Source organism: Microtetraspora niveoalba (genome assembly GCF_001570405.1).
GTDB classification, from domain to species: Bacteria; Actinomycetota; Actinomycetes; order Streptosporangiales; family Streptosporangiaceae; genus Microtetraspora; species Microtetraspora niveoalba.
On record NZ_BBYM01000053.1, the window covers coordinates 16,301 to 38,429 of the forward strand.

Here is a 22,129-nt window from a genome sequence, read left to right on the forward strand (position 1 = left end):
GTCCGACAGACAACCTCTAGAAGGGACTCCAGGATGCCCTTTCGGGACCTGCACAGGGACGCCGTCGTCGCCGACACCCACAACGACCTGCTCATGGCCGTCTCGGCCCGGCCGCCGCGCCAGTGGGCCTCGTTCTTCCGCCGGCAGTGGCTGCCGCAACTCGTCGAGGGCGGCGTGGACGTGCAGGTCCTCCCGGTGTTCATCGACGACGAATTCCGGCCCGAGGGCGCCCTCCGCCAGACCCTGCGCATGATCGAGTGTGCGCACGTGATCGCCGAGGGCAACCCCGAGTCCGTACGGCTCTGCCTGGACGGCGACCAGATCGACGAGGCGCTCGCGCTCGGCCGGATCGCCCTGGTCCTGGCGATGGAGAGCATGCCCGGCATCGACGCGAGCGTCGAGCTCATCCCCACGATGCACCGGCTCGGCGTACGGGTCGCCTCGATCGCCCACTGGAGGCGCACGCCGCTGGCCGACGGCAGCGGCGAGGACGCCACCGGGTCCCGGCTGACCGACGCGGGCGTCGAGGCCGTCGGTGAGATGGAACGGCTCGGCATGATCTTCGACGTGTCGCATCTCGGGGCGTCCGGGGTGGAGCACGTCCTGGAGATCGCGACCCGCCCGGTCATGGCCACGCACTCCTCGGCGCGGGCGCTGCGCGACCACCACCGCAACCTCACCGACGCGCAGCTGCGCGGCGTCGCGGCGACCGGCGGCGTGATCTGCGTCAACTTCCTGGCCGCCTTCCTGCTGGAGGACGCGCGCTCGGCCACCGTGGACCACCTGGTGGACCACATCGAGCACATCGCGGGCGTCGCCGGGATCGACCACGTGGGGCTCGGCCCGGACTTCGTCCGCGAGGTGTACGCCGACCTCACCCCGCCGTGGTGCTGCGAGGAGGCCGGCTTCAGCGGGCTCGACACCGGCGCCGCCATCCCGGGCCTGGACGGCCCGCGCGGCATGCCGCTGGTGACCGAGGGGCTGCTCAAGCGCGGCTTCTCCGAGGACGAGATCGTCAAGATCCTCGGCGGCAACGTGATGCGGCTGTTCCGCTCCGAGCTCGGGCGCGGCCGATGAACCCGGAGGCGATGCTGGCCGACCTGGAGGAGCTCGTCCTGTGCGAGTCGTACTCCTCCGACCTGGCGGCCGTGGAGCGCAGCGCCGGGGCCGTGGCGGCGCAGGGGGCCCGCCTCCTGGGCGCGGAGCCCGAGACGATCGTGATCGACGGCGTCACCCATCTGAAGTGGACGTTCGGCACGCCCCGGGTGCTGCTCCTGGGCCACCACGACACCGTGTGGCCGATCGGCTCGCTGCGGGCGCACCCGTGGTCGGTGGTCGACGGGGTGGCCCGCGGGCCGGGGGCGTTCGACATGAAGGCGGGGCTGGTGCAGCTCTTCCACGCCCTGGCCTCGCTCCCCTCGCTCGACGGGGTGTGCGTGCTGGTCGTGGGCGACGAGGAGCTGGGGTCGCCGACCTCCCGTCCGCTCATCGAATCGGTCGCCGCGGGCCTCGCGGCGACGTTCGTGCTGGAGGCGAGTGCGGACGGCGGCGCCCTCAAGACGGCCCGCAAGGGGGTCTCCCGGTACGAGCTGCTCGTGCAGGGGAGGGCCGCCCACGCCGGGCTCGAACCCGAGCGCGGCGCCAACGCCGGGGTGGAGCTGGCCCACCAGATCCTGGCGATCACGGAGATCGCGCAGCGGGTGAACTCCTCGTCGGAGGCGGGCATGGTGTCGGTGACGCCCACCCTGCTCTCGTCGGGGACCAGCACGAACACCGTCCCGGCGGCGGGCAGAGTGGCCATCGACGTCCGGGTGCCCGACCTCGCCTCGCAACTGAAGGTGGACGAGCTCATGCGGGCGCTCACGCCCCGGCTCTCCGGCACCCGGCTGGAGCTCCACGGCGGGCCCAACCGGCCGCCCCTCGACCCCGCGTCGTCGGCCGCCCTGTTCGCCCGCGCCGTACGGCTCGCGGACGATCTCGGGATCGGGCCGCTGGAGGGGGTGGCCGTCGGGGGCGCCTCCGACGGCAACTTCACGGCGGGCGTGGGCTGCCCCACCCTGGACGGCCTGGGCGCGGTCGGCGGCGGGGCGCACGCCGCGCACGAGCACGTGATCGTGGCCGAGATGCCGGTCCGGGCCCGGCTCGTCGCCGCGCTGGTCGGCTCCGTGCTCGCGGACACGGACCCGCGGCCGCGACCCGCCGCGGGAGCGGTGACCGTCCCGGAACCCGTCCCCGGAGCCACGCCGTGAGCCGGGACGCGGACGCGGACACACGAGCGGACGCGGGCACAGGCGCGGACGCGGACACACGAGCGGACGCGGGCACAGGCGCGGACGCGGACACAGGAGCGGACGCGGGCACAGGCGCGGACGCGGACACAGGCGCGGACGGGGAGGGCGACGACGAGGCGTGGGCCGCCGCCGAGGAGGCGGCGGCGCTCTGCCGCGTCCGCGTACGCGAGCTGCGCGAGATCGCGGACTTCGAGCGCGTGATCCGGGTGTTCGACGAGATCTGGCACCCGGAGCCCGCCAACCCGCCCATCACGGTGGAGCTGATGCGGGCCCTGTCCCACGCGGGCAACTACGTGGCGGGCGCGTTCGACGGCGACACGCTCGTGGGCGCCTCCGCCGGGTTCTTCGCCTCGCCCGCCGGCGAGGCGCTGCACTCGCACGTCACCGGCGCGGTACGGCGCGGCGCGGGCTTCGCGCTCAAACTGCACCAGCGCGCCTGGGCGCTGCGGCGGGGCCTGACCCGGATCACCTGGACCTTCGACCCGCTCGTACGGCGCAACGCCCACTTCAACCTGGCCAAGCTCGGCGCGCTGCCGGAGGAGTACCTGCGCGACTTCTACGGGCCGATGGCCGACGCGGTCAACACCGGCGACGAGTCCGACCGCGTGCTCGCGGTGTGGCGGCTGGACGCGCCGCACGTCGTGCGGGCGTGCCGGCGGGAGCCTTACCTGCCGGAGGTTCCCCCGGGCGCGGTCCGGGGAATCTCGCACGAGGGCGGGCGCCCGGCGGTCCACGTCGTGGACGGTGTTCCGGGCGACGGCGAGGTGGTCCTCGTCGCCGTCCCCGAGGACGTCGAGTCGCTCCGCCGCTCCGATCCCGGCGCGGCGGCGGCCTGGCGGCACGCCGTACGCGAGGTCCTGGGCGGGCTCATGGAGGGCGGCGCGCGGGTGATCGGGTTCGCCCGCGGCCACTACGTGGCGCGGACCGGGTGAGGCGCGGGGCGGGAGACATGCGAGGGCACCCGGGTGGGGACAACGCGACGGGAACGGGCCGGAGGGGCTTGTGAAGATCACTGGGGTGGAGCTGCGCCGGGTCGCGATGCCGCTGGTCGCGCCGTTCCGCACGTCGTTCGGGGTGGAGCGCACGCGTGACGTGCTGCTGGTGCGGGTGGTGACGCCGGACGGCGAGGGCTGGGGCGAGTGCGTGGCACCGGCCGAGCCGGCGTATTCCTCCGAGTACGCCGACGGCGCGGCCGACGTGATGCGCCGCTTCCTGATCCCGGCGCTGACCGCGTTGCCCCAGGTCGACGCGTACGCCGTGGGCCGGACGCTCGAACGGTTCAAGGGGCACAGGATGGCCAAGGCGGCGCTGGAGGCCGCCGTGCTCGACGCCTGGCTGCGCGCCGCCGAGCAGCCGCTTTCCGGGTTCCTCGGCGCGTCGCGCGAGCGGGTGCCCTGCGGCGTCTCGGTGGGCATCGCGGACTCGGTCCCCGAACTGCTCGACACGGTCGGCCGCCATCTCGACGAGGGGTACGTCCGGATCAAGCTGAAGATCGAGCCGGGGTGGGACGTCGAGCCGGTGCGGGCGGTCCGGGAGCGGTTCGGCGACATCCCGCTACAGGTGGACGCCAACGCCGCGTACACGCCGGCGGACGCGCCGCATCTGGCGCGGCTTGACGCGTTCGGGCTGCTGCTGATCGAGCAGCCGCTGGCCCACGATGACCTGGTGCGGCACGCGGAGCTGGCCCGGCGGATCTCGACGCCGATCTGCCTGGACGAGTCGATCGAGTCGGCCGAGCACGCGGCGGCGGCGATCTCGCTCGGGGCCTGCTCGGTGGTGAACATCAAGCCCGGCCGGGTGGGAGGCTATCTGGAGGCGCGCCGCGTCCACGACGTGTGCCGCGCGCACGGTGTCGCGGTGTGGTGCGGCGGGATGCTGGAGACCGGCATCGGCCGGGGCGCCAACGTCGCGCTCGCCGCGCTGCCGGGGTTCACGCTGCCGGGCGACACGTCGGCGTCCCGGCGGTACTTCGCCACCGACCTGACCGCTCCGTTCGAGCTGCGCGACGGCCATCTCGACGTACCGGCGGGGCCGGGCATCGGGGTGGAGCCGCTGCCGGACGTCCTGGACGAGGTCACCACCGCGGTGGAGTGGATCCCGGCCTGACCCGGACGCCGACCGGCCTGCGGGCCCCCTGCCTGACGTGCAGGCAGGAGAAAGGGACCCGGAAGGGACGTTTGCTCACTTTTGACGGCAAATCTCCCTATGTCCCGCCCACCCTGACCTACTGTGATCATCTGGTCACAGGGGGATCGGGTGAGCGTTTGGCACAAGTGGTCGGTCAGGACGCGCCTGACGGCGGTGACGAGCGCCGTCATGGCGCTGCTCTGCGTCATCGCGTCCGTGTTCATCCTGCTGACCGTCCACGGCAGCGCGACCGACTACCGCGAGGAGCAGCTCGTGGCCGACTCCGTACGGGTCGTGCAGCAGTTGCGCCGCAAGGGCGTCCCCGCCACCATCGCCGATCCCGGTGACGCCTCCATCCAGCTCTACAACCCCGTCGGCACGCTGGTCGCCGCGACCCCGGACGTGCGGGCCGGGCCGCCGCTCGGCGCGTTCGGCACGCCCGACATCGACAACTACGTCATCAGGCACCTGTGCGACATGCCGTCGTTCCCCGGGCAGTGCAAGATCGTGCTGGCCTTCCCGATCGACCTGGCCAACGGCATCTGGTGGCTCTACGCCGCCAGCCCCCAGGTGCCCTGGTACGTCAGCGGGCCCCTGCTGGGCGCGCTCGTCGGGGGCTCGTTCCTGCTCGTCCTGCTGACGGCGCTCGGCGCCTACCGCGTGGTCAGCAAGACACTCGCCCCGGTGGACGCGATCACCGACAAGCTCGCGCGGATCACCGCGAGCGACCTCAGCCAGCGGGTGCCGGTGCCGCCCTTCCAGGACGAGCTCGAGCGGCTCGCCGTGACCGCGAACCAGACGCTGGACCGGGCCGAGTCCGCGGTGGACCGGCAGCGCCGCTTCGCCTCGGACGCCTCCCACGACCTGCGCAGCCCGCTGACCGCGATGCGCGCCGAGGTCGAGGAGGCCCTGCTCCACCCGGACGACACCGACTGGCAGGAGACGGGCAAGGCGCTCCTGGACAGCCTGGAACGCCTCCAGCACCTGGTCACCGACCTGCTGCAGATCGCCAGGCTCGACGCCGGCGCCCCCGGACGCAGCGACCCGGTCGACCTGGCGGAGATGGTCGCGGTCGAGCTCGACCGGAGGCCGCGCAAGATCACGGTGACCCGGCGGCTCTCCCCCGGCGTCGTGGTGAAAGGAGACCGGCTCCGCCTGGCCCGGCTGCTCACCAACCTCCTCGACAACGCCGAACGGCACGCCGAGAGCGAGGTGACGGTCCTCGTCGAACGCCGGGGGGACACCGCGGTGCTCGAAGTCGTGGACGACGGCGGGGGCGTCCCGCCCGAGAAGCGCGAGGTGGTCTTCCAGCGCTTCGCCCGGCTCGACGCGGCCCGCAGCAGGGACGCCGGGGGCACCGGGCTCGGCCTGCCCATCGCCCGGCAGATCGCCGAGAGCCACTGCGGCACGCTGACGCTGGAGGACTCGCCCAAGGGCGCGCGGTTCGTGCTGCGCATCCCCTGCCCCGTCGAGCCGCCGGGCGCCGCCTGAGTCAGCCGGGCTCCTGGAAGGAGACGACCGTCGGCAGCGGCGTCTTGAGCGCCTCGGCGACCGCGTCGCCCAGCTCCTCCGGGCCGTCGGCCACCCGCCCGTGCGCGCCGTACGCCGCGGCGAGGGTCATGAGGTCGGGCGCGTGCAGATCGACCCCGACGGGCGGCATGCCGCGCTTGCGCATCCCGTCCCTGATCTCCCCGAAGCCGCCGTTCACCGCGACCACGATCGGCAGGCTGAGCCGCAGCTCGACGGCGGTCGCCAGCTCCTGGACGCTGAACTGCAGCGCGCCGTCCCCGGCCAGCACCACGACCGGCCGGTCCGGCCTGCCGACCTTGGCGCCGATCGCGGCGGGCAGCGCGAACCCGAGCGTGCCGTACCCGGCCGGGAAGAGGAACCGGCCGGGCGGGTCCACCGGCATGCCGACGATCGCTCCGTGGTAGCTCATCATCGAGTTGTCGCCGACCACGACCGTGTCGGCCGGCAGGACCTCGCGCAGCGCGGCGAGCTGCGGGGCCCACCGCCGGGCGACCTCGCGCAGCTCCGCGTCGCGCTCGCGCTCCACCCGCCCGTCCGGCGCGGGCGCGCCCTCCTCCGGCTCCGGCACCCGGTCGGCCAGGCCGTCCAGGGCCAGCGCGGCGTCGGCCAGCACCGGAACGCCCGCGACGTGGTCGCCGTACATCTGCGCCGGGTCGACGTCCACCCGGATCAGCGTGCCGGTCAGGGCGAAGCGGTCCTCCCACAAATCCGCCGGACCCAGCTCGGTGCCGACGGCGAGCACGACGTCGCACGAGGCGAGCCAGCGGCGTACGCCGGACAGGTGGAGGGTGGCGCCGAGGCAGAGGGGGTGGCTCTCCGGGACGCAGCCCTTGCCGTTCACCGTGGTGACCACGCGCGCCCCGGTGCGCTCGGCCAGCAGCATGGCGAGCCGCCCGGTGACCGGATCGTCGTCGCCGGGCCGCTGCGCGCCTCCGCCGAGGACGATCCCGGGCCGCCGCGCCCCGCGCAGGAGCCCGGCGGCCCGGTCGAGCGCGGCGGGGTCGGGCACCCGCGGCATCGGCCGGTACGGCGTGGCGAGGTCGGCGCTCCCCCGGCGGTCGAGCAGGTCGGCGGGCACCTCGACGTGGACGGGGCGGGGCCGGCCCTCGGCGAACGAGATGAACGCGCGGCCGACGGCGGCCGGGATTTCCCGTATGGAGGTGACCCGGTGACTCCAGGCGCAGAGCGCGTCCAGGGCGCCCGTCTGGTCCTTGCTCTCGTGCAGGTAGCCGCGTCCCAGCCGGGGATGGTCGCTCGGCACTCCGGGCGACAGCAGCAGGACGGGCGAGGAGTCGGAGTACGCCTGGGCGAGCGCCGCCGCCGCGTTGACCACGCCGGGGCCGGTGGTGGTGAGCGCGACGCCGGGGCGTCCGGTGACGCGGGCGTACCCGTCGGCGGCGTACCCGGCGCCCTGCTCGTGCCGGGGGGTCACGCAGGCGACGCCGCACCGGGCGAGCTGCTCGTAGACGGCCAGGTTGTGCGTGCCCGGGATCCCGAAGACCGTGTCCACACCGTGCGCGCGCAACGCGGCGACGAGCACCTCCGCCCCCGTGGCTTCCATCTCCACCCCCACCCGGAATTCGACGCCAAGGGCTGGTACCTGCGCATCGTATCTTCGGGTTGTCACACCGTGACAGAGGATCTCAATTCCGGGCCATCCGGATATAGAGGTATTAGATGGGCTGAATTTCTCAACGAATGACGACGTTGGGGTCGGACCGGCCGTTCAGCAGGTTGACGACGGAATCCACGGCCTGGCGGACCATCCGCTCCATCGACTGTTTCGTGTGCGACGCGATGTGCCCGGTGACGTACATGCGGTCGCCGAAATCGTTCAGCAGGTCCTTGGCGACCGTCGAATCCTGGTAATAGCCGTCGAAGACCGCCATGCCGAGCCCGCCGCGGGCGAGCGCGTCGCGCAGCGCCCCGGGATCGACGACGGAGGCCCGCGCGGTGTTGACCAGGATGGTGCCCGGACGGACCCTCCCCAGGACGCGGCGGTCGATCAGCGCGGCGGTCTCGGCGTTGCCGCCCACCATGACGACGAGGACGTCGCTCCACTCGGCCAGCTCGGGGAGCTGCCGGAAGCGCACCCCGAGCGTCATCTCCAGGTCCTCCCTGCGGGTCCGGTTGTAGTAGGAGACCCGGCAGCCGAACCCGAGCCGCAGGATGCCCGCGATGCGGGTGCCGATCTGCCCGAGGCCGACGATGCCGATCTTCTTGCTGACCAGCTCGTCCGGCAGCTCGTCCGCCCCCGACCAGTGCGGATAGACGGTGCCGAGATGCCGGGGGATGCGCCTGCTCGCGTTGATGATCTGGCCGACGGTGAACTCGGCCACGGCGTCGGGCGTGCGCTCCGGCGTGTTGGTCACCACGATCCCGCGCCGCCTGACCGCCGCCGCGTCGATGAAGGTCTCGTAGCCGAGGCCCAGGAACGCGATCACCCTGAGGCCGTCCGCGAGCTCGAGCGCCTCCTCGGTGACGAGCTCCTCGCCCCCGTGCAGGTAGGCGACGGCGCCCGCCAGCTCGTGTCGCAGCGCCTGGGCCGTGGGCGGCTCCCTCCGGCCGATCGGCACCACCTCGCACCCCAGGCCGTACAGCGGGCCGAGGAGCCGCTCGTCGATGCCCGCGCCGCTCACGACGATCTTCGCCGACCCGATCTCCACCCCTGTGCGCGTCACCGCGCGATGTGCGACATCCACCGCGGATATGAGATTACTTGTCCGCATTTGAGGCATCATCAGGTCTTTCGGCGTAAAAAGGCGGGCATTTCGGATTTTCGGCGCGGCCGTCCTTCCTTGTACAGAACCGCCGGAACGGATCGCGCAGCGTCGGGAAACCCGGAATACCACAACGGTGTCGACCTCCCCAAGTGTAGGTCCGGCCGGGGGCGAGGTCCCGCCGGGCGTGGCGGAATCTCACCTTGACTTATTGTTGAAACGCCATTCAGCGGCAACAATGGCAGCGAATCCGCGCCGACGACGCATCCGGCCGGATCGTCGTGGCGAGGGGGCATCGATGAAACTTCAGCCGCGCCAGCAGCTCCTGGAGCTCTGGGAGGCCATCGCGCGCACCTCCTATCGGGAGAAGGCGTGGGCCTGGGGCGGTCGCGACAGCTCCAACTCGATCTCGGACGCCGAGCAGCTCCTGTGCCTGATGTACCCCGCGGCCGAGCTCCCCGGGTTCCGGCTCGACACTCCCGACGAGACCGCGGACGACGTGCTCGAGGCGCTGGAGAACCTGGGCGACAGCGTCGAGATCCCCCGGCTGTTCCTGCGCCTCTTCTCGCACTACCTGAACACCTACACGCACGACGACGGCCGCCCGGACTTCTCCGGCGGCAGCTACTTCCGGCCCTCGGCGGAGGGAGACGAGGTCACCGCGGACCAGCGCGGGATCGACATCGTCGACTCCTACTCCATGTCGATCACGCTCATGCTGAGCATGCTCGGCTTCCTCAAGGTGTTCCGCCAGAGCGTGCGGCGCGAGGGCATCCGCAGGCAGATACGCGAGCTGGAGACCATGGCCGGCGACCGGCTCTCCGCCGCCATGGTGGGGATGCTGCGCAGTTTCTCGGTCAACGCCTTCGAGCCCTCCTCCCCGGAGGGCGAGGCGCTGCTGCGCACCGCCAACCAGACGGGCGCCCCCAGGCGGCGCGTCCTGGACGACTTCCAGAAGCGGCTCGAGGAGGTCCGCGCCGGGCTGCGCGACCTGACGATCGGGTCCGGCGTGGTCGACCTCGACAACCCGAACCTGCTCTTCGAGTGCGGCTGGTCGTGGGGCGTCGTCAAGGACGCCCCGGCCGTCGAGACGAACCTGCAGGTGGGGCAGCAGCCCAAGGGCATCGCCGCCGACACGCCCTACCTCTACTTCACCGTGAACGCCCTGGTCGGCCTCGTCGACCTGTGGTCCGAGCGGACCAGAGTCCTCGGCCTGCTCAACGACGACCAGCAGCGGCTCGCCGCCGCGCTCCAGCTCCGCTGGGACCTCACGCAGGCGTACTGGCGCACCGTCGCGACGTACGGCAAGGGCCGCTGGCCGCTGGAGGACATCCCGTGGCGGACCACCGACGGCAAGGAGTCCGACTACTACAGCCTCGGCGTCACCGCCATGGTCGTGCAGTACCTCGCCCGCAGCAGGGCGGGCGACGTGGACCTCAACCGGGTCGCGGGCATCCTGGAGGAGCTGGCGATGCGGGCGCGCATCACCCGCCGGGCGATCCCGGGCGACCCCCCGGTCGCGCTGCACGAGCCCGGCGTACGGGTGAACCTCGCCGGGACCGAGGAGCTCGGCCCCCCGCTGATCTGGGTCGTCTCCGACTTCGCCATCACGCTGCTCAAACGGACGATCTGGGTGGCCAACGTCGCGCAGAGCTCCCGCACGAGAGAGCGGCTGCACAACCTGGCCGACCAGATCTGGCAGCACATCCTGGCGCGCCAGTTCGGCGGCGGCCTCCACAAGGGCCTCTGGGACCAGCCCGCGAACGCCTTCCCCGACATCGCGACCCGGCACGAGCAGCCCTCCTGGTACTTCACCGAGCGGGTCGTGGAGTTCCTCGTCTCGCTGGCCCAGGCGTCGGGCGAGCCCCCGCTGCGCAGCACCCAGCTCTTCGAGCTCGCCAGCGAGATGCTGAGCGAGGCCGAGCACCTGCTCAACCGGGAGCAGGTGCTGCGGCCCACCCGCCCGGGGCAGCACCTGCGCTCCAGTGTCAGCGGCGTCCAGGCCGGGCTGCAGCGCGCCCGCTCCATCATCGGCGAGCGCCCCGGGAGCGCGATCGCGCTCATCACCGAGGCCCTGCTGGAGCTGGAACGCCAGGCGACCGCCCGGGAGAACGCCTCGGAGGCGATGTAGCGATGCTCGTGTTCGCGATATCGGACAAGGGCGGCACCGGCCGCTCGGTGACGAGCAGCAACATCGTGTACCGCCGGGCGCTGCAGGGCAGCGACGTGTGCTACCTCGACTTCGACTTCGGCTCTCCGACGGCCGGCGCCATCTTCAGCGTCAGCTCGGTGGCACGGGGCACCGCCCAGGGCGGGATGCACCGCTACTTCGAGGGCCGGCTCGCCGATCCGCACCGCATCGACGTCTGGGTCGAGTCCGACCGCGAGGGACTGCGCGGCAAGCCGCCCGGCGCGGGCCAGATGGTGCTCTTCCCCGGCGACGAGGGCGGCGGCGAGTTCTCCACGGTGAGCGAGGAGATGCTGCGGCGCTGCGTCCGGCTCTTCTCCCGCCTGGAGGAGGAGTTCGACCTGTGCCTGGTGGACCTCAGCGCCGGCCGCTCGTTCGCCGCGCAGATGGCGCTCGCCGCCACCGCGCGGCTCCCGGGCGTGCCGTTCCGCTGGCTCGTCTTCCACCGCTGGACCCGCCAGCACATCATCGCGGCGCACGGTCTCGTCCGGGGCAGGCAGGGCCTGCTCGCGGCGGGGGTGGAGCACGGCCACGACGAGGAGAACCTCGCCGACCACATCCGGTTCGTCCGCACAGCCGTGCTCGAGCCCGACGCGGCCGAGCTGGAGGGGCTGCGCGAGACGCAGAAGGCGTGGCTGCACGAGTGCGACCGCGAGCTGCGCGAGCTGGCCCGCAAGTACGGCGTCGGGCGCACGGCGATGCTCGGCAAGATCCCGCTCGACCCGGTGCTCCAGTGGCGCGAGCAGCTCATCTCCGACGAGGACGTCCTGTCCAGCCAGATCGCGAACGCCGAGACCGTCGCGGCCTTCGACGACCTGGCGAAGAAGATCGTCGACGACAGCGCGTGGGAGGCCCTGTGACGCCGGCGCAGGCGGTGTTCGGCGAGGTCGAGGCGGAGCGCAGGGTCGCCTCCGCCCCGCTGTCGCACGTGTCCATCGAGCTGGGACACCTCTACATGGAGGACTTCCAGGCCGGGCCGGACCGGCTCAGGGAGCAGTTCCGGCAGGTGGCCCCGTGGGCCGAGACGATGCGCAGGAGCTGGCAGGCGCGGGTGCCCGGCGGCCGGGCCAGGGTGAGCACCTGTTTCCTGATCGACGACTACTTCAGCAGGTTCAGCACACCCGCCGAGCTGGTGCCGGCCGTGCTGGAGGCGGCCGCCGAGTGCGACCTGACCATCGACTACCTCGCCCGGGAGTCCGCCTGCGCCGAGACCGACGGCGTGAAGCTGGCCCGCCTGGTGGAGGACCGCCTGGTCACCGACCCGCCCGCCGGCACCAACGGGTCGCGCCCGCCGGTCACCGAGACCGGCTGGCTGTGCAACGGCGCCAGGTCCCCGTACGGCGGCGCCGTACAGGCGATGGAGTCGGCCCGGGCGTGGGAGCCGCCGGCGCAGAACGCCAAGCGACGGCACTCGATCTTCGTGGACGTCGAGCTGTGGGACTCCGACAGCCGGGGGCGCACCTGGTCGTGCCCGTTCCTCGCCGCGGTCTGGCAGTTGCTCCGGCTGGGCCTGATCCGCAACGACGGCGAGCTGCCGGTGCGGCCGGTGCCGGGCGGGCCGCCGTTCCCCTCCGACTGGGAGGAGCTCCCGGCGATCGTCCAGCTCAACCCGGCCGCCGCCCCGTTCAGCGCGTACAGCACCATGTCGGTGCTGTCGTCGCGCTTCCTGCCGGTCGAGCTGGCGGTGCGGACGATCCTCAGCCAGGTCTTCGTGGACGCGGAGGTCCTGCGGCAGGTGGCCGGCCGCAGCGCCGGCGAGGGTGTCCCTCTGCCGGACGAGCTCGTCGACCGCATCTCCTATGTCTTCCTGGGGGCGTGAACCGCCGGATCCGCGAACGGAGCGCACATGCTGCTGATGGGGGAAGTCCGGACCGGGCTCCTGCAGAACTCGGGGGAGATCCCCGAGTCGCTGTGCCAGGCCGTCCTCGGGCTGCTCTCCGGAGAGCGGGTGCGGGTCTCGCGCCGCCCCATCATGTACGCGGTGTCGCCCGACCAGCTCACCGGGGTGGACTGCCGGCTGGCGTCGGCCTCGCGGGCCAGGGTCCGGGGAGTCGGGACGGTGCTGTCACGGGCGTCGGTGACCGGCGGGCGGGTGCTGCAGGGGTCCTCGCACATCCGGGTGGTGCGGGCCGGGTCCGACCACCGGCTGTCCTGGTCGCACTACCTCGCCCGGCCGGGCGTGGTCGAGGTGTTCGGCAAGGTGCGCGTCCCCGATCTCGTGGAGGGCTTCGCCGAGAGCGGGGCGTGGAACGACTGCCTGGACCTCGGCAGCGTGAGCGAGCGCTTCATGGACGCCGTCCAGGGGTCCCCGCTCCTGGACAGGAAGGCGCCGTTCAAGAGCGCGCGGACCCGGCTGCGCTGGGTCGCGGTGAGCGCGGAGCGGGAGCCGGGACACGAACCGGGACACGAACCGGGACACGAACCGGGGCAGGAGGGGCCGGGCATCCGGTTCGTCCTCGGCCGCGACCGGGTGCGGACGCTGCGCCTGGTGCTGCCGGGCGGCCTCACCCCCGGCGTCGTCGACTTCTGCGAGGACCTCGCCCTGCACGACTGGCTGCTGACCACCCTGCAGGTGATCTTCGAACGGGCCGGGGTGGGCACGGCGACGCGGGCGGAGGTCACCGCGAGGCTGGCTCCCGCGGTGGACCACCTGCTGCACCTGTGGATGCCGGCGGCCCGGCTCGACGACGAGTTCACACCGTTCTGGGAGCGCCTGGAGCGACGTCCGGGCTTCAGCCGCCAGTGGCTGTCGCTGGTCGCGCGCGTACGCGACCAGATCGCGGTCAACACATTGGCTCTGCTGAGGGAGGCGGGCGGGTGGTAGGTGCCCATGCCAGGTAGGACGAGGCTCTCCGCCGAGATCATCCCCCGCACCCTCCGGAAGATCCTCATCACCGCGGCGGTCGGGGTGCCGACGTACTTCCTGACCAACGACAACGGGTCCGCCTTCAACGGCGAGCACACCGCGTGGGCGCTGCTGCTGACCGTGTTCATCAGCGCCGTCGTCTTCCTGACGCAGTACCTCATCGAGGTCGACAAGCAGCTCGAGGCGACCCGCCACGAGATGATCACCGGGCTGTCGCGGATCACCAAGGCGACCGAGCTGTTCAACCGGGTGGAGGCGTCGGCGGTGCAGACCGACGTGATCACGCAGTTGGTGAGCAACGCCACCCGGGTGGACAAGGAGATGCCGGCGCTGGTGCAGGCGTTCGCCCAGTCGGAGATCGCGCGGATCTCAACGCTGCTCCGGGAGCTGAGCGAGGGCAACGTCATCTACGAGGGCGAGGACCGCGACTGGCTGCTCGGCCTGACCCGGAACACCCAGCGCACCCTCGACGCCCTCAGTCTCAACGTGGTGGACCAGGGGCCGAGCGAGTTCGACGGCGGGTTCTGGACGACGGACGCGGGCCAGCGCTATCTGGAGGCCCAGCGCGACCGGCTCAGGTCCGGGGTGCGGATTCGTCGGATCTTCTTCGTGGACCGCGCCGAGCGGGTGGAGTCGGAGATGTTCGGCCGGATCTGCAAGATGCACACCGAGATCGGGATCGAGGTGCGCATCCTCACCCCCGAGGACCTGTCCAGCCCGCTGGGGCTGCTCGACTTCATCATCTTCGACGACGACGTGAGCTACGAGATCACGCCGTCCGCGCCGCAGGTGGGGCAGATCACCACGCACACGTTCGTGCACACCCTGCTGGTGCTGGAACCGCCCCGGGTACGGCAGCGGATCGAGCGGTTCAAGGAGCTGTGGGAGCTGGCGTCGGAGCCGTCCTGACCGGGGCGAACGTGCGGTCGGGGCGGCAGATCTCCAGCCTCCGCGCGGTCTCCTCGTCGGCGTGGCCGTCCAGCACGGCCGCGACCAGCTCGGCGGTGGCCGGGGCGAGGGTGATGCCGAGGCCGGCGTGCCCGGTCGCCGCCACCAGCCTGCGGTGGTCGTCGACGTACCCGATGATCGGGATGTGGTCGGTGCTCGCCGGGCGGAGCCCGGCCCAGTGGCGCTCGACCGGCCAGTCCGCCACCGCGGGCATGAGGGTGGCCGCCCACCTGGAGATCTCGTCCCGCCCGGCGGCGGTCGGGGTGGGGTCCCCGACGCCCTCCTCGTACGTCACGCCGACGGCCAGCCGCCCGTCGTGCCGGGGCACCAGGTACGGGTAGCCGGTGCGGCCGTCGGAGGTGATCTCGGCGAAGACGTGGTGGCGCAGCGGATAGGTCGTGAAGCCGGGGCGGCGCACGTTGTACGCCTCCCCCTTGATCGGCAGCATGACGGCGTCGAGGGCGGGCAGCAGCAGCCCGCTGAGGTGCCCCGCGGCGACGACGACCGTGCCCGCGTGGATCTCGTCTCCGCCGCGCAGCTCGACGCGCGCGCCCTCGGGGCCGGAGGCCACGCCCAGGGCGCGGGCGTCCAGCCGTACCGCGACGCCCGCCCGCTCCATCGTCCGGCGCAGCGCCTCCATCAGCTCGCGCGGGTCGAGGGCCAGCTCGTCCGGCAGCAGGAAGCCTCCGACCACGGCCTCGCTGAGGAGGGGTTCGAGCGACCGGGCCTCGGCGGCGGTGAGCTGCTCGACCGCGAACGGCGACGCCTCCCACCGGGGCAGGATCTCCGTCTCCAGGCGGGTCATCTCCTCGTCGTCGAGGGCCACCTGGATGTCGCCGCCGTCCAGCACCGGGACCTCGACGCCGGAGACCTCGGCCAGCTCGGCCAGCCAACCGGGGTAGAGGTCGCGGCTGTGCTTGATGACGGGGCTCAGCCGGCCGAGGCACGAGCTCTCGGTCTGGGTGAGGATGCCGCCCATCGCGGCGTCGGAGGCCCCGAGGCCGAGCTGGGACGCCGCCTCGACGAGGACGACGCTCCGGCCCTGCGACCTGATCCTGTGCGCGATCGCGCATCCGATGACTCCGCCGCCGACGATCGCGACATCACAGGTCTCACGCACGCAAGCTCCCCATGCTTCGCCGTTTCCCGGCTTCCACAGTAGGTGAGGTCAGGTCGTTCCAGAAGGTCACACACGCGTGGCCCACGGGAACTTTATCGCGAAAGAATCTTGAGAGTAGGGCGAACGCACAAGATTGCTGGAGTGCCCTGTTTGCACCGATGCCGGGCGGCTCGTACAACCGAAGAAGGGCCCGCGGGAGCACCGGGAGAGGGGCGCGCATGAGCAGGACCGCCGTCGTCACGGGCGGAGCCTCCGGGATCGGCCGGGCCGTCGCCCGCGAACTGGTCGCGCGGGGCGTGCGGGTCACGGTCGCCGACATCCGCGGCGCCGAGGAGGCGGCGGGCGAGCTCGGCTGCGCCCACGCCGTCCTCGACGTGACCGACGCGGACGCGGTGCGCGACCTGCTGACCGCCGTCCGGGACGAGCACGGGCGGCTCGACTACGTGTTCAACAACGCGGGCATCGCCATCGGCGGGTACGCGGACGAGCTGACGCTCGACCACTGGAACGCCGCGATCGACGTCAACCTGCGCGGGGTCGTCCACGGGGTCCACGCGGCGTACCCGATCATGGTCCGGCAGGGCTTCGGGCACATCGTGAACACCGCGTCCCTCGCCGGGCTGACGCCCGCGCCGATGATGGCCCCCTACACCGCGACCAAGCACGCCGTCGTCGGCCTGTCGCTGGCGCTGCGCGCGGAGGCGGCGGCCAAGGGGGTCCGGGTGAGCGTGGTCTGCCCCGGCTTCGTGGACACGCCGCTGCTCGACCGCGCCAATCCCGGGTTGCCGCCGACGGACGTCGGCGAGCAGGCCCGGCGGGCGGCGGTGCGGGCGCAGGGGCGCCTCTACCCGGTGGAGTCGATGGCCCGCGACATCCTGCGCGGCGTCGCCCGCGACCAGGCGCTCATCGTGGCACCCGGCTCGGCCCGGCTCGTCTGGCGGCTGGTACGGCTGTCGCCCGCCCTCGCGACCCGGGTCGCCGGCCTCGCCGTACGGCGGGCGCGGTGGCAGGGCGGACGGTAGCCGGACGAGCCGCGGGAGCCGTCAGAGGCCGAGGTACTCGAACCAGTCGAACGCGGCGGAGTTCCCGCTCGGATGTCCGTTCGAGCTGGCGTACATGCCGATGTAGGCGCCGGTGAAGCCGCCCGCGACGGTGGAGGACAGGATCCGGCCGTCGACGGGGCCGCCGAGGTCGCGCCACTCTCCCGGCCGGACGGCGTACCGCGCGCGATAGTCCTGGCCGCTCGCCTCCACGCCGAGGTGGACGCGTCCCGGGGGGACGTCGGCGCGGGCCAGGAGGCGCTCGGCTCCGGCCTCGCGCACGCGCAGTTCGAGGCCGCGCGCGGCGAGCACCAGGAGGATGTGGAAGTCCTCGTTCTGCACCAGCGCGAGGCCCGCGCACTCGTCGCCCTCCGGGGTGAAGTCGAGCGCGGCGTGCGCGGCGAAGTCCCGGTGCTGCTGGCGCCGGGCGACCAGGCTCGGGTTCTCCCGCCCCGCCAGCGTCTCCGGCCGGGCGCGCAGCAGGAGGCGTCCGCCGGACAGGCTCCAGTACGGCTCGCGCGGCGTGCGCAGGTGGTTCCAGACGGGCGACAGCCGTACGCCGTCGAAGTGGTCGCAGGCGGGCGCGGCGGGCCACCGGTGCGGGGCGAGGGCGGGAGCGCGCCGGACGGGGGTCACCTCGCCGACGACCGGCCAGCCGTCCTCCCACGTGACGGGGGTGAGGAAGGTCTCCCTGCCCAGGTTGGGGAAGTCGCCTCCGTAGGGGCGGGTGGCGAGCAGGACCATCCACCACTCCCCCGCCGGGGTGTCGACCAGGTCGGCGTGGCCGGTGCAGGCGATCGGGTGGTCGCGGCCCTTGGCGCGGTGGGTGAGGACCGGGTTGCGCGGGTCGGGCTCGTACGGGCCGGTCACGTGCCGGGACCGGGCGATCATGACGGCGTGGTCGCGGGCGGTGCCCCCTTCGGCGGTGAGCAGGTAGTACCAGTCGCCGATCCGGTAGAGGTGCGGCCCTTCGGACCAGACGGCGCGGCGTTGCACCGCCTCCCAGATGACGTGCTCGTCACCCGCCGGGGTCAGCCCGTCGAGCCGCCGGAGCCAGACCTCGGTCTCGCCGGGGTAGCGGCCCTCGGACTTCTCGCGGGTGCCGAGCACCCAGGCGGTGCCGTCGTCGTCGAAGAACAGGGACGGGTCGATGCCCCGGGTCTCCGGCAGCCAGTGGGGGTCGCTCCACGGCCCGGCCGGGTCGGTGGCGGTGACGACGAAGTTGCCTCCGCCGCCCACGAGCGTGGTGATCAGGTAGAAGACACCGTCGTGGTGCCGGATCGTCGGGGCGTAGACGCCGTCCGAGGAGGCGACGCCGTCCAGGTCGAGCTGCGACGGCCGGTCGAGGACGTGTCCGAGCTGCCGCCAGTGGACCAGGTCGCGGCTGTGGAAGACCGGTACGCCGGGGAACCAGGCGAAGGTCGAGGTGACGAGGTAGTAGTCCTCGCCGACCCGGCAGATCGAGGGGTCCGGGTGGCAGCCGGGAAGCACCGGATTACGGAAATGTCCGGATGTCAGGGGGAAGGCCGCGGGGGCCTCCGCGTCCCCCGTCGCCGCGTTCGTCCACTGGGTCATGCGGGCGGTTCTCCTCTCGGGCGGGCGTGCGTGCCCGGCGCTGCACAGCTGCCTCACACAGCTGCCTCACACAGCTGGCTCCATACAGCTGGCTCCATACAGCGGCTCCGCATAGCGGCTCCGCACCCCCGGCTCCGCGTACCAGGCGAAGGCGGGCGGCGCACCGGGCGCGGGACGGTCGGACCGGCGGGTGACGCCGGGGAGATCAGGGGGTCGGAGGGCGGGCGAGCCGCGCCGAGGAGGAAGGCGGCCGGGCCCCGCACGCTGCGGAAGACGAGACCCGGCCGTTTCCAATTGGAACATGCCGCTCTGTGAAGTTCACCGCGGTATCCCGGAATTGATCTGATCCGCCGGGTACGGCCGTTCCGGTGGCCGGTCGAACGACCCCGGACGCGTGCCCCGCGGCTTCCGGGGTCGGGAGACCGCCGGCTAGCGGGACAGGTTGGCGGCGAGGAGCTCGATCAGCGGCTCGCGCCGTACGCACCGGTCGAGCGCGAACGAGTCGGCGAGGGCCACGAGCTCGTCGTCGGACAGGCCCCGGAACAGCTCCGCGTACTCCGGAAGCAGGGCCTGGGCGACGAGGATGTGGCGCACGAGGTCGTCGATCTGGTAGCGGGCGCCCCACGGGAACGGGTCCCAGGCCGGGAACTCCCGCTCCATCAGGAGGTGCAGCGACGCGAGGTCGGCCGCCGACTCCTCCATGGTCGATCCCCACCGGTCGGCGCCGAGCCGGTTCTTCTTGGCGATGAACGGCCCGAACCTGCGCATGTACGCCCCCGCGGCGTGGACGAGGCCCTGGAGGCCGACGTCCTTGTACGTCCACAACGACCATCCCGCGTCGTGCGCGTCGTAGATCTCCAGTTGGTCGCGCAGGATCTGGTACCGCTGCGCGTCGACCTCCGGGTCTCCCGTGTAGACGGGGCCGAACTCGCCGACCCAGACCGGCGTCCCCGTCTCCCGCTGGAAGGCGGTCCGCCGCTCGAAGGTCTCCTCCAGCTCGGCGCGGTCGCACCACTCGCCGCGCGTGTAGCCGGGGTACGGCCCGCCGTGCGCGAACCCGGCCAGCGCGTAGTCGTGGCAGACGAACACCGTGTTCTCGTACACCTCGCGGAAGATCGAGAAGTCGGTGGAGTAGCGGTTGCCGTCGAGGAACAGCACGTGCGCGGGGTCCACCGCGCGCAGCGCCTTGACCAGGCGGTCGTAGAACGGCCCGACCACGCGCCCCTCGACGTCGCCGGGCTCGTTGACGGGGTTGTAGCCCGCGACCCAGGGGTTGTCCCGGTACCGGTCGGCGATCGCCTCCCACATGTTGACCGCCCGGTCCTGGAAGTGCCGGTGCAGCCAGAAGGAGGCGACGTGCGTGGGGTTGTCGGAGTGCCAGTGCTGGTTCTGCGCGCCGGGGAGGGCGTGCATGTCGATCACGGAGTAGATGCCCCGGTCGCCGAGCAGGCCGACGACCCGGTCCAGATGGTGGAAACCGCGTTCGATGATCTCCATCGGGCGGTCGTCGGACTCGAAGTGCCGGTAGTTGACCGGGATGCGCACGCAGTTGATCCCGAGATCCGCGAGCAGGTCGGCGTCGGCCGGGCCGAAGAACGCGGTCAGCAGCCGGTCGAAGAACAGCTCGTAGCGCTCCTCCCCCAGCACCTCGCGCACGGCGGCCCGCATCGACGACTCGTTGGCCGGGTAGCCGGTGATGAAGTTCTCCATGTTCATCCAGCCCCCGAGGCCCACTCCGCGCAGCCGCACGGGGGTGCCGTCGGCGGTGACGAGGCGGGATCCGGACACACGCAGGGTCATCACAACTCCTTCTCGTACGTGCCGGGCCGCGGCCCGGCGGTCATCGTGTTCGGCCGAACGCGGGAGGTCATCCCTTCGTGGCTCCCGCGGTCAGACCGCCGATGAGCTGCCGTTCGGCGACGCTGTAGAAGGCCAGTGCCGGCACCATCGCGAGCACGATGTACGCGAGGACCTTGGCGGTTTCGGATGCGTACTGGCCGGAGAACTGCTGGACCCCGAGCGGGACGGTCCACCAGTTGGGGTCGGTGAAGATCACCAGTGGCAGGAAGAAGTTGTTCCAGCTCGCGACGATCGCGAGCACGGACACCGTGGCCAGCGCCGGCCGGGCCATCGGCAGCAGGATCCGCCAGAAGAAGCCGAAGGCGGAGCATCCGTCGATGGTCGCCGCCTCCTCGACCTCCCTCGGGATCGTACGGAAGAAGGAGCGCAGGATGATGATCGTCATCGGCAGCCCGAAGGCGGCCTGCGGCAGGATCACCCCGAGCGGGTTGTCCAGCAGGCCGATGGCCCGCACCAGCACGAACAGCGGCAGGATCGCCACCGTGAACGGGAACATCAGCCCGACCGTGAACAGCGTGTACAGCGCCTCCCGGCCGCGGAACGCGAACCGGGCGAACACGAAGGCCGCCATGGCCGCCAGGCCCACCACGACGAGCGTCGTGGCCAGCGCGATGAAGACGCTGTTGAGGATCTGCCGCCAGAACGAGCCCGACGCGAGCACGTCCGTGTAGTTCTCCGGAACCCACGGGGACGGCAGGCCGAACGGGTTGGTGGAGAGCTGGGACGTGTCCTTGAACCCGCCCACGAGCGCGAAGAGCAGCGGCACGACGACGAACGCGCCGAGCACCGCGACGAGGGTCTGGAGGGAGACGGACCGCAGGAGGGCGCCCTGTCTCCGGGCCTGGGTGCGGTGGACGCTCATCGCTGGTCCCGCATGGTGGTGATGGCTCCTTCTGTGTCGCGGCGCATGACGTAGCGCTGGTAGCCCAGCGCGAAGACCAGGCTGATCAGGAACATCACGACGCTGATCGCGGTGCCGTATCCGACCTGGGACCGCTTGAAGCCGAACTGGAACATCGTGACGGCCATGGTCTCGGAGGAGTGGACGGGTCCTCCGGCGGTCAGGACCCACACCAGGTCGAAGAGCTGGATCGCGCCGATGACCGAGAGGAAGACGCTGATGCGGATCGTCGGGCCGAGCAGCGGCAGGGTGATGTAGCGGAACTGCTCCCACGCGGTCGCCCCGTCGATCGAGGCGGCCTCGCCGAGCTCCTGCGGGATGCCCTGCCGGCCGGCGAGGTAGAGGATCATGTGGAAGCCGAAGTACTTCCAGGTCATGACGATGAACACCGACATCAGGACGGTGGACGGGTCGCCGAGCCACTCCGACTCCAGCGCCTCCAGGCCGAGGGCGCCGAGGATCTGGTTCGCCAGCCCCTGGTCCGGCGAGAGGATCATGGTGAACAGGACGCCGGTGATCACCTCGGACAACATGTACGGGGCGAAGAACAACATCCGGTAGACCGCCCGGCCGCGCATCCTCTGGTTGAGCAGCATCGCGATGCCGAGCGCGAGCGGGAGCTGGATCGCGATCGACAGGACGATCAGGACCAGGCCCCGCCACAGGTCGCCGAGGAAGACCTCGTCCCCGAACATCCGGGTGAAGTTGTCCAGCCCGATGAACTCCGTGGGCAGGCCGCCGAGGCCGTTCCACTTGAACAGGCTGGTGTAGCCGGCGACCGCGATCGGCACCAGGACCAGCAGGCCGAACAGCACCAGCGCCGGGAGCAGGAACAGGGTGATCGTCACCAGGCCCCGGAACCGCCGGCGGCGGGCCTCGGGCGGCGCCTGCGCCCGTGGCGTACGGGGGTGTGCCGCGTGCCTCTCCGATCGCTCACCCGTGAGGGCCGGGGGTGTCACTTCG

The 22,129-nt window shown here is 72.1% G+C and carries 18 protein-coding genes; 11 read left to right on the forward strand and 7 right to left on the reverse strand.

Annotated features, from left to right (window positions below; genetic code table 11):
• Positions 1-33 precede the first annotated feature (33 nt).
• The 5 genes from AWQ70_RS35235 to AWQ70_RS35255 all read left to right on the forward strand — a co-directional run bounded on the left by AWQ70_RS35235 (position 34) and on the right by AWQ70_RS35255 (position 5,909).
• Positions 34-1,077 carry a dipeptidase gene (locus tag AWQ70_RS35235; protein ID WP_067186217.1) on the forward strand — a complete coding sequence of 348 codons (1,044 nt, stop codon included), beginning with the start codon at positions 34-36 and terminating at the stop codon, positions 1,075-1,077.
• Complete coding sequence (locus AWQ70_RS35240) at positions 1,074-2,249, forward strand: M20/M25/M40 family metallo-hydrolase (RefSeq protein WP_218004770.1); 1,176 nt, start codon at positions 1,074-1,076, stop codon at positions 2,247-2,249. Before AWQ70_RS35235 ends, AWQ70_RS35240 begins: the two co-directional genes overlap by 4 nt.
• Positions 2,246-3,223 (forward strand): GNAT family N-acetyltransferase, encoded by a 978-nt coding sequence (locus tag AWQ70_RS35245; protein WP_245647304.1) that lies wholly within the window; start codon positions 2,246-2,248, stop codon positions 3,221-3,223. Before AWQ70_RS35240 ends, AWQ70_RS35245 begins: the two co-directional genes overlap by 4 nt.
• Positions 3,224-3,293: 70 nt before the next feature.
• Complete coding sequence (gene menC / locus AWQ70_RS35250; protein ID WP_084518155.1) at positions 3,294-4,397, forward strand: o-succinylbenzoate synthase; 1,104 nt, start codon at positions 3,294-3,296, stop codon at positions 4,395-4,397.
• A 150-nt stretch (positions 4,398-4,547) separates the two neighbouring features.
• Positions 4,548-5,909: a sensor histidine kinase gene (locus tag AWQ70_RS35255; protein ID WP_245647305.1), complete on the forward strand. Its 1,362-nt coding sequence runs from the start codon at positions 4,548-4,550 to the stop codon at positions 5,907-5,909.
• 1 nt (position 5,910) lies between these two features.
• On the opposite strand, the gene AWQ70_RS35260 is transcribed toward AWQ70_RS35255, so the two are convergent.
• Positions 5,911-7,509: a thiamine pyrophosphate-binding protein gene (locus tag AWQ70_RS35260; RefSeq protein WP_067186258.1), complete on the reverse strand. Its 1,599-nt coding sequence runs from the start codon at positions 7,507-7,509 to the stop codon at positions 5,911-5,913.
• A 130-nt stretch (positions 7,510-7,639) separates the two neighbouring features.
• Positions 7,640-8,629 carry a 2-hydroxyacid dehydrogenase gene (locus tag AWQ70_RS35265; RefSeq protein WP_169808792.1) on the reverse strand — a complete coding sequence of 330 codons (990 nt, stop codon included), beginning with the start codon at positions 8,627-8,629 and terminating at the stop codon, positions 7,640-7,642.
• A gap of 337 nt (positions 8,630-8,966) precedes the next feature.
• Here AWQ70_RS35265 and AWQ70_RS35270 point away from each other — a divergent pair, with 337 nt between their 5' ends.
• From AWQ70_RS35270 to AWQ70_RS35290, 5 genes are read left to right on the forward strand one after another with little or no spacing between them, the layout of a single operon-like run.
• Positions 8,967-10,799 (forward strand): SCO2524 family protein, encoded by a 1,833-nt coding sequence (locus AWQ70_RS35270; protein WP_067186221.1) that lies wholly within the window; start codon positions 8,967-8,969, stop codon positions 10,797-10,799.
• A 2-nt stretch (positions 10,800-10,801) separates the two neighbouring features.
• Positions 10,802-11,716, forward strand: a complete 915-nt coding sequence (locus AWQ70_RS35275) for an SCO2523 family variant P-loop protein (protein ID WP_067186223.1) — start codon at positions 10,802-10,804, stop codon at positions 11,714-11,716.
• Positions 11,713-12,675: an SCO2522 family protein gene (locus AWQ70_RS35280; RefSeq protein WP_084518157.1), complete on the forward strand. Its 963-nt coding sequence runs from the start codon at positions 11,713-11,715 to the stop codon at positions 12,673-12,675. Before AWQ70_RS35275 ends, AWQ70_RS35280 begins: the two co-directional genes overlap by 4 nt.
• A gap of 27 nt (positions 12,676-12,702) precedes the next feature.
• On the forward strand, positions 12,703-13,680 hold the full coding sequence (locus AWQ70_RS35285; protein WP_067186225.1) for an SCO2521 family protein: 978 nt from the start codon (positions 12,703-12,705) through the stop codon (positions 13,678-13,680).
• Between the two features lie 6 nt (positions 13,681-13,686).
• A complete protein-coding gene (locus AWQ70_RS35290; protein ID WP_067186227.1) occupies positions 13,687-14,631 on the forward strand; it encodes a hypothetical protein in 945 nt (314 codons plus the stop codon).
• Here AWQ70_RS35290 and AWQ70_RS35295 read toward each other — a convergent pair.
• Positions 14,594-15,790: an NAD(P)/FAD-dependent oxidoreductase gene (locus AWQ70_RS35295; RefSeq protein ID WP_067186229.1), complete on the reverse strand. Its 1,197-nt coding sequence runs from the start codon at positions 15,788-15,790 to the stop codon at positions 14,594-14,596. The genes AWQ70_RS35290 and AWQ70_RS35295 overlap by 38 nt on opposite strands.
• A gap of 218 nt (positions 15,791-16,008) precedes the next feature.
• On the opposite strand from AWQ70_RS35295, the gene AWQ70_RS35300 reads away from it, so the two are divergent.
• Positions 16,009-16,812: an SDR family NAD(P)-dependent oxidoreductase gene (locus tag AWQ70_RS35300; protein ID WP_067186231.1), complete on the forward strand. Its 804-nt coding sequence runs from the start codon at positions 16,009-16,011 to the stop codon at positions 16,810-16,812.
• A 21-nt stretch (positions 16,813-16,833) separates the two neighbouring features.
• Here AWQ70_RS35300 and AWQ70_RS35305 read toward each other — a convergent pair whose 3' ends face one another.
• The 4 genes from AWQ70_RS35305 to AWQ70_RS35320 form a co-directional block, all read right to left on the reverse strand.
• Positions 16,834-18,405, reverse strand: coding sequence for a glycoside hydrolase family 43 protein (locus AWQ70_RS35305; protein WP_084518159.1), 1,572 nt, complete (start codon positions 18,403-18,405; stop codon positions 16,834-16,836).
• 429 nt (positions 18,406-18,834) lie between these two features.
• On the reverse strand, positions 18,835-20,205 hold the full coding sequence (locus AWQ70_RS35310; RefSeq protein WP_067186232.1) for a glycoside hydrolase family 5 protein: 1,371 nt from the start codon (positions 20,203-20,205) through the stop codon (positions 18,835-18,837).
• 67 nt (positions 20,206-20,272) lie between these two features.
• Positions 20,273-21,127 carry a carbohydrate ABC transporter permease gene (locus tag AWQ70_RS35315; RefSeq protein WP_067186233.1) on the reverse strand — a complete coding sequence of 285 codons (855 nt, stop codon included), beginning with the start codon at positions 21,125-21,127 and terminating at the stop codon, positions 20,273-20,275.
• Positions 21,124-22,014: a carbohydrate ABC transporter permease gene (locus AWQ70_RS35320; protein ID WP_245647306.1), complete on the reverse strand. Its 891-nt coding sequence runs from the start codon at positions 22,012-22,014 to the stop codon at positions 21,124-21,126. The genes AWQ70_RS35315 and AWQ70_RS35320 overlap by 4 nt, the downstream gene beginning before the upstream one ends.
• Between the last annotated feature and the right edge of the window lie 115 nt (positions 22,015-22,129).